The organism is Ascidiimonas meishanensis, assembly GCF_037782385.1.
GTDB lineage: Bacteria > Bacteroidota > Bacteroidia > Flavobacteriales > Flavobacteriaceae > Ascidiimonas > Ascidiimonas meishanensis.
The window spans coordinates 889,711-901,997 of sequence record NZ_JBBEXD010000001.1 but is presented as its reverse complement, the minus strand read 5'-3'; the positions used below and the strand labels follow the sequence as shown (position 1 = coordinate 901,997).

13 protein-coding genes are annotated in these 12,287 nt (G+C 33.5%); 8 read left to right on the top strand and 5 right to left on the bottom strand.

Annotation, left to right across the window (positions count from 1 at the left end; genetic code table 11):
• Window positions 1-78 precede the first annotated feature (78 nt).
• The 4 genes from WBG07_RS03920 to WBG07_RS03905 form a co-directional block, all read right to left on the bottom strand.
• Window positions 79-1,323: an ammonium transporter gene (locus tag WBG07_RS03920; RefSeq protein ID WP_340199181.1), complete on the bottom strand. Its 1,245-nt coding sequence runs from the start codon at window positions 1,321-1,323 to the stop codon at window positions 79-81.
• 41 nt (window positions 1,324-1,364) lie between these two features.
• Window positions 1,365-1,703, bottom strand: coding sequence for a P-II family nitrogen regulator (locus tag WBG07_RS03915; protein ID WP_340199180.1), 339 nt, complete (start codon window positions 1,701-1,703; stop codon window positions 1,365-1,367).
• Between the two features lie 265 nt (window positions 1,704-1,968).
• A complete protein-coding gene (gene crcB, locus WBG07_RS03910; protein WP_340199179.1) occupies window positions 1,969-2,337 on the bottom strand; it encodes a fluoride efflux transporter CrcB in 369 nt (122 codons plus the stop codon).
• Between the two features lie 27 nt (window positions 2,338-2,364).
• Complete coding sequence (locus tag WBG07_RS03905) at window positions 2,365-3,393, bottom strand: SRPBCC family protein (RefSeq protein ID WP_340199178.1); 1,029 nt, start codon at window positions 3,391-3,393, stop codon at window positions 2,365-2,367.
• A gap of 670 nt (window positions 3,394-4,063) precedes the next feature.
• Between WBG07_RS03905 and WBG07_RS03900 the strand changes: the two genes are divergently transcribed.
• Window positions 4,064-4,450 carry a nucleoside triphosphate pyrophosphohydrolase family protein gene (locus tag WBG07_RS03900; RefSeq protein ID WP_340199177.1) on the top strand — a complete coding sequence of 129 codons (387 nt, stop codon included), beginning with the start codon at window positions 4,064-4,066 and terminating at the stop codon, window positions 4,448-4,450.
• A 35-nt stretch (window positions 4,451-4,485) separates the two neighbouring features.
• Here the strand turns inward: WBG07_RS03900 and WBG07_RS03895 are convergent, their stop codons facing one another.
• Complete coding sequence (locus tag WBG07_RS03895; protein WP_340199176.1) at window positions 4,486-5,556, bottom strand: branched-chain amino acid aminotransferase; 1,071 nt, start codon at window positions 5,554-5,556, stop codon at window positions 4,486-4,488.
• A 157-nt stretch (window positions 5,557-5,713) separates the two neighbouring features.
• Here WBG07_RS03895 and WBG07_RS03890 point away from each other — a divergent pair, with 157 nt between their 5' ends.
• The 7 genes from WBG07_RS03890 to WBG07_RS03860 all read left to right on the top strand — a co-directional run bounded on the left by WBG07_RS03890 (window position 5,714) and on the right by WBG07_RS03860 (window position 12,287).
• Entirely contained in the window at window positions 5,714-6,214 is a 501-nt protein-coding gene (locus tag WBG07_RS03890; protein WP_340199175.1) for a DUF4920 domain-containing protein, read from the top strand.
• Window positions 6,215-6,219: 5 nt separating this feature from the next.
• The gene (mnmC2, locus tag WBG07_RS03885) at window positions 6,220-6,882 is read left to right on the top strand and encodes a tRNA (5-methylaminomethyl-2-thiouridine)(34)-methyltransferase MnmC2 (protein ID WP_340199174.1); all 663 of its coding nucleotides are present in this window, start codon (window positions 6,220-6,222) and stop codon (window positions 6,880-6,882) included.
• Window positions 6,883-7,015: 133 nt separating this feature from the next.
• Window positions 7,016-7,963, top strand: coding sequence for a TIGR01777 family oxidoreductase (locus WBG07_RS03880; protein WP_340199173.1), 948 nt, complete (start codon window positions 7,016-7,018; stop codon window positions 7,961-7,963).
• A 116-nt stretch (window positions 7,964-8,079) separates the two neighbouring features.
• Window positions 8,080-8,628 (top strand): nucleotide exchange factor GrpE, encoded by a 549-nt coding sequence (locus WBG07_RS03875; RefSeq protein WP_340199172.1) that lies wholly within the window; start codon window positions 8,080-8,082, stop codon window positions 8,626-8,628.
• 31 nt (window positions 8,629-8,659) lie between these two features.
• Window positions 8,660-9,778, top strand: a complete 1,119-nt coding sequence (dnaJ, locus tag WBG07_RS03870; protein ID WP_340199171.1) for a molecular chaperone DnaJ — start codon at window positions 8,660-8,662, stop codon at window positions 9,776-9,778.
• 240 nt (window positions 9,779-10,018) lie between these two features.
• Entirely contained in the window at window positions 10,019-10,975 is a 957-nt protein-coding gene (locus WBG07_RS03865) for an ABC transporter ATP-binding protein (RefSeq protein WP_340199170.1), read from the top strand.
• On the top strand, window positions 10,941-12,287 hold the full coding sequence (locus tag WBG07_RS03860; RefSeq protein ID WP_340199169.1) for an ABC transporter permease: 1,347 nt from the start codon (window positions 10,941-10,943) through the stop codon (window positions 12,285-12,287). The genes WBG07_RS03865 and WBG07_RS03860 overlap by 35 nt, the downstream gene beginning before the upstream one ends.

The window sequence follows — 12,287 nt, the reverse complement described above, 5'->3', positions numbered from 1 at the left end:
TTTAATCAATAAATTTCTTAATGAAATAGTTACTTACGGAGCACTTGGCGGAGTGCTCCGTTTTATTTTTATGATATCTTAATGTTGATTCATTCGGAAGTCTGAATATGAAACCATTCCATGTTCATGAAGATCTAAACCTTCAATTTCTTCTTCACGGCTCACTCGTATACCAATAGTTTTCTTTAAAATGAAAAGGAAGATAAAAGAGGTAACTATACAGAAGCCACCAATAATGAGAACTCCATAAAGTTGAACCAAGAATTGATCAAACCCTGCCATGGCTCCAAAGATACCAACAGCTAACGTTCCCCATATTCCACAAATTAAGTGTACCGCAATTGCTCCAACCGGATCATCCAATTTTAATCTGTCTATAAGCGCAACTCCTAAAACAATAATTACTCCGGCAATAAGTCCAATTAAAATAGCACTGGTAGGTGTCATTTGATCAGCACCGGCAGTAATACCTACAAGACCTCCTAAAATTCCATTAAGAAACATAGTTAAATCTAAGTTTTTGTAAAGCATTGTAGAGAATAGAAATGCGGAAACACCTCCGGCGGCAGCGGCAAGGCAAGTAGTTACTAAAGTAAGTGAAGTTGCTCCAGGGTCTGCTGAAAGTACAGAACCACCATTAAATCCAAACCAGCCTAACCATAGTATTAGTACACCGGCAGTGGCAAGAGGTAAATTATGACCAGGAATCGCCTGTGGCTTACCATCTTTGTCAAACTTCCCAATTCTTGACCCTAGAAGATATACTGCAATTAGTGCAGCCCAACCTCCTACGGAATGTACAAGAGTAGAACCAGCAAAATCATAAAAACCCCAATTATCTAAAAATCCACCGCCCCATTTCCAAGAACCAACGATGGGATAAACAATACCTACATATAAAATAGTAAAGATCATAAAGCTTCCTATTTTAACACGTTCTGCAACAGCTCCAGAAACTATAGTAGCTGCGGTAGCTGCAAACATACCCTGAAAGAGAAAATCTGTCCAATAGGTATATCCTTCATTATAGGTTAAATCTAATGCTCCTTCCACAGTTGGTGCGCTCAATCCAAAAAGATTGATAAAATAATCTGGTAAAATGCCATTCCAAAAAGTGCCAGGATACATCAAGTTAAATCCTACAAAACAGTATAATAGTAATCCAACGCAAATAATAAAGATATTTTTAAAAAGAATATTGATTGTATTTTTTTGTCTGGTAAGTCCTATTTCTAGGAAAGAAAAGCCCAAGTGCATAAAGAACACTAGAGCGGTACAAACCATCATCCATATATTATTTGCTGTGAGTGTAATAACTTCCATAATTTTTATTTTATTAAATTGTAAAGTGTTAGAAAGAAGGTTTATTTCAAAGATTCAGGGCCTTTTTCGCGGGTTCTAATTCTATATGTTTCTTCTACTTCTGAAACAAATATTTTACCATCCCCTACATTTCCTGTGTATGCGGCGGTCAAAATAGCTTCAACAGCCTTTTCCAGAAAATCATCTGAAATAACTATGGAAACGTATCTTCTTTGAATGTCGGTAGTACTATAGGTAATACCGCGATAAACGTGTCCTTCTTTTTCGTTACCCACTCCGGTAACATCCCAATAGCTAAAAAAATTAACCTCAATTTCATGAAGTGCATCTTTGACTTCAGTAAATTTTGACTTACGAATAATAGCCTCTATTTTTTTCATAAATAAAATAATTTGATTGGGTTAAATCTATGTTAAAAGAATATTAACCCAAAAAATAATAGGGTTTGTGAAGGCATTTTTATGTTATTATGAAATTTACCCTATAAAAAATTAGGGTAATAGAATTATCAGCGGTAAAAATTAGCAGATTGATACTCCGTTTTTTGTATTTTTTTCAAAATAATGAGAATACAAAAATTTAAGAAAAAGAACTAAAACGTTTTAGAAGAAATGATTTTCATTTTGGTTAGTGTAAGATATTTATTTACAGCTGCTTAGAGATCCAAAAGCCCGTCATAACTGCAAAAATTCCGCCTGATATGCTTAGAATAGTGTAGAGCGCAAAATTCAAAAAATCACCAGATTTAAGGAACGCATTGTTTTCAAAAGAAAAAGTAGAAAAAGTTGTGAATCCTCCGCAGAATCCGGTTGCTAAAAGTAACGTCTGCGAGGTTGAAATAGTATTACCTCTAGATGCCAGACCTAGTATAATACCAATTAATAGTGATCCTATAATGTTTACCGCGAGGGTTCCAAGTGGAATCGTAAAATTAGGATTCAGCCATTTGGTAATCATATAACGAAGGCTACTTCCTAAACCACCACCTAAAAAGACTAACAATAATTGTTTCATGTAAATACGTTCAGAAAAACAAAAAAATTACTTATCAGCAGGCTGTAATGGTATATAAATCTCCGTAATCCAATCAGAAGGATTAGGATGGTTTAAAAGATAATTTGAATAAGATTCTATATAGGTTCCTTCTGTATTTTCTTGTAATCCGTTTTGTTTAATATGTTCCATTGCCTGGTTCCATGTTTCTTGTAGGTTAGAATAATTCCCTTTTAATGTAGCTTTCAAAGCAGTAAAAGGTTTCAATTCTCCAGTTAGAATAGAACTCTCATCAGCTGTGATAACTCTATCTGTAGTTGGGTAGCACACTGAAAAAACAGTGGCATTATTTTCTTCATCCCATTTGTGATAAATGATAAAAGGCGCACCTGCGGCGGTTATATTATTTTTAGCAGCATATGCGATAATTTTTGGCATTGTATTGTTAATTCCTCTTGCCACATCACTCATTTTTGTAGAGGTACTTTTGTAAATATAGTAACCTCCCCCGTGTTGGGTTACCCCATTAATAGTGGTGCTGTACTTGCTTATGTCATCTAGAAGAATACTATCTAATTTTTCAAGACCTCTTTCGTACATAGGGCCTACTGTTTCGTCCATACTACCAGCAACAAGGGTATATAATTTAAACATAAAGTTTTTGGTGCCTTTCATGCCCCAAGTTACTTTTGTGCCATTTTCTTCAGGTTCAAAATTCCAATATACAGTTGAAGGTTCAAAATCTTCAAAAGTAATTTTCTGTTCTATACTTGAAAAAGGAACTTCCTTAAGAGTTTCCATAGAACCTTTTCCATCCTTTCCAATCCAAGAATAAGAGCCACCAATACCTTTAGTTTTATCTGGATAGGTATAAGTCATAGTGGGGTCTTGCTCTTGCCAAGGTCCCCAAGAAGCCCAATTCTTAAAATCAATAATATTATTGTAAACAATTTCTTCTGGAATATTAATTACCCGTGATCTTTGAATATCGTATTCAGAAGGTTGTAAAGAAGTATAAATTGCAATGGCTATTATACCAATGAGTATTAAAAAAATAATATATTTTAAAGCTTTCATAGGGTTGTTAAAATTGCTTGCTTACTAAGATACAAAATAATAAAAACAACCATACTTTTTCAAAGTGAATAATTCACATTGAAAAATGCTCAGTGACATCCAGATTTGAATGTTTTGGAATAAATAAATTATTTCAACTTAAAAAAATATTAGACTGCCTTAGAATATTTTGGGAAATTGTACTCATTCGCACCTACTGGAACCTCATTCCTAAGTACTGTATTTTTATTTTTAGCAGTATTTTTATCTGGCAACTTATTAACACTAAAACTTAAAAGTAAAATGTTAATACAAAGAAGCACTGATAAAATAACAAAAAAAATTATCATTGCATTTAATTTAAGACCACTCTTCGAAATTAGTTCTTTTTGGTGATAAAAAAGTGAATTTTCTTATAAATTAAAGTCAACCAGATTATATTTAAGAATAAAGGAAATTCGGATATTAATTCTTGATAAAATACTTAATTAGGAAAAGAATTATTACGAAAATGATAAAGCCAATAAGTATCAGCCAAGAATTTTTATAAAACTTTGCATGCAGATTTTTGTCTTTTATATAGCTTAAAGCAATGAAAAAGGTAAAAACTATTATAAAGAGAATTGCAAAAATATATTGCCCTGTACTAAACATATTATTATTTTTAAGCAAAATTACTTAAAATACAACTATGAAACACGCACTTAAATCAGTTGAAGAATTTCATACTGCATTTGGTCTTGGTGTTGAAACACAGCCTAAGGCAAATTTGGATAAAAAAAAATTAAAATTGCGTTATAATTTAATGGCAGAAGAAAATGAAGAATATCTTGAAGCGGCATTAGAAAATGATCTAATAGAAGTGGCAGATGCTCTTGGAGATATGCTTTATATATTATGTGGCACAATATTGGAACATGGTATGCAATATAAAATTGAAGAGGTTTTTGACGAGATTCAGAGAAGTAATATGAGCAAATTGGGTAAAGATGGTAAGCCCATTTATAGAGATGATGGTAAGGTCTTAAAAGGGCCAGATTATTTTAAGCCAAATATTGAAAAAATTCTTAACAAATGAAAAAGGCTATCTTGAAAGGATAGCCTTTTTCATTATTATATTATACCATATCGCCAACCAAATTTATCTTCCGCTTTATTATACTGAATATCCATTAAAGTTTTCTTAAAGAAATCTGCGTATGATTTATCTATTACGGGTAGCTCGTATTTTTCTTCTTTGTATCCAAAACCCTTTATCGGGTTGATAACGGCAGCGGTTCCACTTCCAAAAATTTCTTTAAGTTGATTGGATTTGGCTGCATCTAAAATTTCAGAAACTTTTATAGGTCTAATTTCAATATCAATTCCGGCATCTTTGGCAATATCAATCACACTTTTTCTGGTAACACCATCAAGAATACGATCGCTTACGGGGCAGGTAATTAACGTATCGTTAATTCGGAAAAATATATTCATAGTGCCGGCTTCTTCTATGTATTCATGAGTATTGGCATCGGTCCAAATAATTTGTTGATAGCCTTCTTGTTGAGCCAAACTAGTAGGGTAAAACTGTCCCGCATAGTTCCCAGCTGCTTTTGCAGCACCAAAACCACCACTAGCAGCCCTACTGTAGTGATCTGCTATTTTCACTCTTACTTCTCCACCATAGTAAGATTGGGCAGGTGAACAAATGATGATGAATTTATATTCTGAGGCAGGAGACGCTAGAACACTTGGTTGTGTTGCAATTACAAATGGCCTTATATATAAGGAGTTACCATATCCTTTTTTAATCCACACATCGTCTAGTTTTAAAAGCGTTTTTAATCCTTCAAAAAAATACTCTTCTGGAAATTCTGGTATTGCTAATCGCTTAGATGATTTGTTGATACGCATAAAATTTTCGTCTGGTCTAAATAGCCAAACTTTTTCTTTATCATCTTTAAAAGCTTTCATTCCTTCAAATACTGCCTGACCATAGTGAAAGACTCTTGCAGAAGGGTCTAGCGAAATAGATTGGTAGGGAAGAATTTTTGGTGCTTCCCAAACACCATCTCTATAGTCACATACAAACATATGATCTGTAAATATGCTACCGAAGTTTAAATTTTCAAAATCAACCTCGTTTATTTTTGAAGTTTTAGATTTTTCCACATCAATCTTTAATATAGTTTGATTCTTCATCTGGCATTAATTTATGAGTCTATTGAATTTAAAAACACTTTTGTTTTCCGAAATAGAAATACAAAAAATGGTTTTCTATACAAAGTTAATTAATTTAACAGCTTGGAGAACTCAATATTATGACAAAAGCCATTATTTTTGTGGAAAATAGTAATTCATGAAAAAACAAATAAGACAATCTAGGGGATACCGTTTAATTTTTACGACAATTTTTATTTTTATTTTATTCACAGGGAATGCTCAAGAAGAAAAAGTTACTTATAATAGTTATGGTAACGACTTTACTGTCTTGGGTACTATTTCCAATGAAAAAATATTTGATATGTATTCTTACATGGAAACCGAAGATAGCTTGCAACTAACTATGAAAGCAAACGTGAATGCTGTTTGCAAGGCGAAAGGTTGTTGGATGAAACTTGCCCTAATAGATAATGAAGAAGTAATGGTTAAATTTAAAGACTACAGCTTTTTTGTGCCTAAAGATATAGAAGGGAAGGAAGTAATTATTCAAGGAAAAGCATTTGTAAATTTAGTGTCTGTAGAAGAACAAAGACATTATGCTAAGGATGCTGGAAAATCAAAAGAGTATATTACTTCAATTACAAAGCCTAAAAAGACCTATTCGTTTTTAGCAGATGGTGTTAAAATTAAGGAATAGGTAATTTGAAGCGTCAAATAGTAACAACTGGTGATGGTGCTACCACCATTTTCTTAGAAGAATGGAATGAACATTATCATTCCAAGCATGGAGCAATTAATGAATCGTTACATGTTTTTATAAAAAATGGTCTCCAACTTTTTTCTAATAGAGAAATTTCAATTTTAGAGATTGGCTTTGGTACTGGGCTTAACGCATTTATTACGCTCTTAGAGTCACCCCGTTTGCATCTTAAAATTAATTATAAAGGCGTAGAAGCGTATCCTATTAATGAAGAAGAGGTGGCAGCATTAAATTATATTTCATTACTCGATCCAACTCAATCTAATGAAACTTTTGAGAAATTACATAGGGTTAATTGGGAAGAAAATCATAAAATTACAAGTGACTTTTGCCTACGAAAAGAAAAAAAGTTTTTTCAGGAGATCTCAGATGAAAATTCATTTAATTTAATTTATTTTGATGCTTTTGGAGCCAGAGTACAACCTGAATTGTGGACGGAAGCTATTTTTCAAAAAATGTACGTTGCTTTAAAAGCTAATGGGGTGCTTGTCACCTATTCAGCAAAAGGCAGTGTCAGACGAGCAATGCAGTCATGTGGCTTTTATGTGGAGAGACTTGAAGGGCCTCCAGGTAAAAGAGAAATGCTAAGAGCAACTAAGCAATAAAGGATAATTGGAAGTGTGCTTAGGAATGCTGTTTGCTTGTAAGAAAAGCGGTTAAATCCCTGTTAAACGTTCTTTATTTTTATTAATATGATGTTTAAAACTGTAACTTTAATACCTGAAAAAGAATTAAATAATGAAAATTTTAATTACGGGGGGAACCGGTCTGGTTGGCAGCGAAATTATCCATTTATGTAAATTGAGGGGTATTGAAGTTAATTATTTAACCACCAGTAAAAGTAAAATTAAAAATTCAGATTTTCTTCAAGGTTTTTTATGGAATCCTGCGAAAGGAGAAATAGATGCAAATTGTATTGAAGGGGTGCAGGCAATCATAAACCTAGCAGGAGCAACCATCGTTAAGCGTTGGTCCAAATCTTATAAGAAAACTATTTTACAAAGCAGAGTAGATTCACTTCATACATTGTATTCTCTGCTAAGCAGACAACAAAATCATGAGGTTACATCCTTGGTGTCTGCTTCAGCCATAGGAATCTACCCAAGTTCTCTTTCAAATTATTATAAAGAAGAAGATGATGTTTCAGAAACGTCTTTTTTAAATAAAGTAGTATCTGAATGGGAAAATGCTGCCGATAAATTTTTAGATCTAAATTTAAAAGTATCTAAAATTAGAATAGGTTTAGTGCTTGCTCAAGAAGGAGGAGCTTTGCCTAAAATGGCAAAGCCTATAAAATTTTATGCAGGAGCTCCTTTGGGTTCTGGTGAGCAATGGCAATCTTGGATTCATATTACCGATCTAGCAGAATTATTTCTTTTTGCCATAAAGAAAAATCTAATAGGTGTTTACAATGGCGTAGCACCAAATCCTGTTACCAATTCAAAACTTACTAAAGAAATAGCTACGGTACTCAAAAAACCACTTATTTTACCCCATGTCCCAGAATGGTTTTTGCGGTTGGTTCTAGGTGAAATGGCAAATGTACTATTTGACAGCCAGCGTGTAAGTGCTAAAAAAATTGAAACATTAGGTTTCAGTTTTACATATCCAAATATTTCTGGAGCTTTGGAAGATATTCTGTCGCCTGATAGAGAATTAACTTCTAAACAAGAACTTGCTTCTTGAAAAAAATAAGATAGTTTCTTTTTAAATTCACCTTATTTTTTGTGACATTTTGACATTTTAAAAGAATTGGCAGTACTTTTGCCTTCTTTTAAGAGGTTTAAAAAGTTGTAACAATTATGAGTGAAAAACAAAAAGACACCGAAGAGCAAGAGGATGTTTTAAGAAAATTAGCACAAACCCAAACTGATACAGAGGTTTCTGATAACGATGCGGATACTGAAACACAAGATGTAGAAGAGCAGCTTGCTAAAGAAAAAGATAAATTTTTAAGGCTATTCGCAGAATTTGAAAATTATAAAAAGCGCGTAGCAAGGGAGCGGATTGAATTATTTAAAACTGCAAATCAAGATGTAGTACAAGCTTTATTGCCAGTAGTAGACGATTTTGAAAGAGCACTTATAGAAATTGGAAAAGTAGAAGATAACGAACTCTTTAAAGGAGTAGAGCTCATTAGTAACAAACTAAAGGAAACACTTAAAAGTAAAGGGTTAGAAAACCTTGATACAAAAGAGGGTGATAGTTTTGATGCTGATATTCATGAAGCAGTTACACAAATACCAGCACCTTCCGAGGAATTAAAAGGTAAGATAGTAGATGTTATAGAAAAAGGGTATAAGTTAGGAGATCGCATCATACGTTATCCAAAAGTCATAGTAGGACAATAATCTAAATTCAATCAATTTTCACAAAGAACTTATGAAACAGGACTATTATGAAGTATTAGGAATTAGCAAAGGAGCTTCTGCTGCTGAAATTAAAAAAGCTTACAGAAAGAAAGCGATTGAATTTCATCCAGATAAGAATCCCGGAAATAAAGAAGCGGAAGAAAGCTTTAAAAAAGCTGCTGAGGCATATGAAGTGTTGAGTGATGCCGATAAAAAAGCACGTTATGACCAATATGGTCACGCCGCTTTTGAAGGTGCAGGAGGCTTCAATGGAGGAGGCATGAATATGGACGATATTTTCAGCCAGTTTGGAGATATTTTTGGTGGTGCTTTTGGCGGAAGTTTTGGTGGTTTTGGTGGTTTTGGTGGCGGAGGCCAACGCAGAGTAAAAGGTAGTAACCTTCGCATTAGAGTTAAATTAACGGTTGAAGAAATTGCCAACGGTGTAGAGAAAAAGGTTAAAGTTAAAAGAAAAATTCAGGCTCAAGGGGTTACCTATAAAACATGTTCTACCTGCAATGGTCAAGGTCAAGTAACCAGAGTTACCAATACTATTCTTGGAAGAATGCAAACGGCCGCTACATGTAATTCTTGTGGAGGCGCAGGTCAAGTGATGGATAAAAGACCATCTGATGCAGATAGCCAAGGACTCAAATTACAAGAAGAGACAGTTTCTATTAAGATTCCAGCAGGAGTTGTAGATGGTATGCAATTAAAGGTTACTGGAAAAGGTAATGATGCTCCTGGTAACGGGATTGCGGGAGATTTGATTGTAGCTATTGAAGAATTAGAGCATGAAACATTAAAGCGGGAAGGAGATAATTTACACTACGATCTTTATATTAGTATTTCAGAGGCGGTATTAGGAACATCAAAGGAAATAGATACCGTAACAGGTAAAGTGCGTATTAAATTAGAAGAAGGGATTCAATCTGGAAAAATATTGAGATTACGGGGTAAAGGATTGCCAAGTATTAATAGATATGGTAACGGAGATCTTCTGGTACATGTAAATGTATGGACACCAAAGCATTTAAGTAAAGAACAGAAAGATTTCTTTGAAAAAATGATGGATGATGATAATTTTAATCCAAGTCCAGATAAGGGAGAAAAATCATTTTTTGATAAAGTTAAAGATATGTTTTCTTAATTTCACTTTAAGGTTTGCAAAAAAAATGTATCTTTGACTTAACGCTAGTTTAATCTAGTGTTAATTTTTTCTTTTTCATAGCAATTTTTTCCCATCCTTGATTTTAATTAAGGGTGGGTTTTGTTTTTTAAGGCTCCTAAATAATCTTTAAATTTTGAATTAATATACCTTAAATCAATATCTTTGGAATAAATCGGAATTTGCTGAATTTTCACTTAAAAAGATTAATCTACGCTATATATGAGTAATTTGCTGGAGGCTAAGAACGTAAATAAGAACTTTGGAGATTTCACGGCTTTAGATAACATAAATATTAGTATACCAGAAGGAAGTATTTTTGGATTATTAGGACCTAATGGGGCGGGAAAAACTACCTTTATTCGTATTATAAATCAAATTACATATCCTGATAAAGGAGAAATTTTACTGCAAGGGAAGCGGTTAAGCCCTAATGATGTAAGTAAGATTGGGTATTTGCCAGAAGAACGTGGTTTATATAAAAGCATGAAAGTAGGAGAGCAGGCAATGTATCTGGCAAGGCTCAAGGGAATGTCAAAACAAGAAGCTAAAACCAAATTGAATTATTGGTTTGACCGATTAGAAATAGGTGATTGGTGGGGAAAAAAAATTCAAGAGCTCTCCAAGGGAATGGCTCAGAAAATACAATTTATAGTGACTGTATTACATGAACCAAAATTGTTAATTTTTGATGAACCTTTTAGTGGATTTGATCCTATAAATGCGAATCTTATTAAAAGAGAAATTCTTAATCTTCGCAATAATGGGGCAACAGTTATTTTTTCTACACATAGAATGGAATCTGTAGAAGAATTATGTGATCATATAGCACTCATTCATAAATCAAAAAAAATCTTGGATGGTAGGTTAACAGACATAAAAAGAGCCTATAAAAACAGCACTTATGAAATTGCACTTGAAACCGCTAACAAAGATGCTTTGTTTCATGACCTGTCTTCAAAATTTAAAGTTAGTTCTGCTAAATTCAAAACCTTGGGAGATGAACTGAAGGTTAACATTCAATTACAAAACGGTACTTCATCTAAAGAATTAATTTCGTATCTAAATACAACTGCCGAAATAACGCATTTTGTAGAGGTGATTCCTAGTGCAAATGATATATTCATAGAAACAATTAATACAAATGGGCAACAACAACAAGCTTTTACTAATAATTAGGAGAGAATATCTCGCAAAAGTTCGCAATAAATCTTTTATTGTGATGACTTTTCTAAGTCCGGTATTGATGGTGGCTATGGTAGCATTAGTGGTTTTTTTAGCTAGAGTTAATAACGATGAAAAGAAGACTATTGCTATTCTTGATGAAAGTAGCCTGTTTTCTGGAATCTTTGAACCGGTTGGCTCAGTGGGCTATGTTGAGTTTCAAGATATTTCTTTTGAGACCGCTAAAGATTCTGTTTCAAATGCTAATTATCTTGGATTGTTATACATTCCAAGCGGTAGTTCAATGGAGCAGGTTGCACAGGGAATATCTTTCTTTTCTAATGATCCGCCTTCCATCAATATATTAAGTAAAATTGAGAATAAAATAGAAGACAAAATAAAGGAAGAAAAATTAAAAAGCTATGGGGTGCCAGCTGAAGATCTTGAAAACTTGTATGCTCAATTCGAGATACGAACCGAATCTTTTAGTGGACAACAAAATCTTAAGGGAATAACAGAGTTTAAAGCAATTATAGGAGGAGGATTTGGATATCTTATCATGATGTTCATAATTATTTATGGAGCATTTGTAATGCGGAGTGTTATAGAGGAAAAAACCAGTAGAATCATAGAAGTAATCATATCCTCTGTCAAACCATTTGATTTGATGCTAGGCAAAATAATAGGAACTTCTTTGGCCGGAATAACTCAATTTGTAATCTGGACGATATCCGCAGGTATTCTTTCTTTTATTGTTTTAATCATCATGGGTGTAGACTCTGCAGATCTTAGTGCTACCAGCAATCTTACACCAGGTGCAACAGATGCACTTAATAGCATTCCAGAAAATGAAGATATCATACGCCTTTATGTTCAGGAAATTTTAGGAATTCCGTGGATTACCTTATTTCTTTCTTTCCTAATTTATTTTATCTTAGGTTATTTGATTTATAGCTCAATTTATGCAGCTATTGGTGCCGCTGTAGATAATGAAACAGATACGCAGCAATTCATGTTTCCAGTAATTACTCCTTTGATGCTTGCCATATATGTAGGTTTCTTTTCAGTTTTTGATAACCCACACGGCCCTATAGCTGTTGGTTTCTCATTATTTCCATTAACTTCTCCTATAGTAATGTTGATGCGATTACCTGCCGGTATTGGAGAAGGAGGGGTGCCCTGGTGGCAATTTATCTTATCGCTGTTTTTTCTAATCGTTACCTTTATGTTTATTGTTTGGTTGGCAGCCCGTATTTACAGGGTTGGTATTTTAATGTATGGAAAAAAGCCAACTTATAAGGAGTTGTATAAATGGTTAAAGTACTAA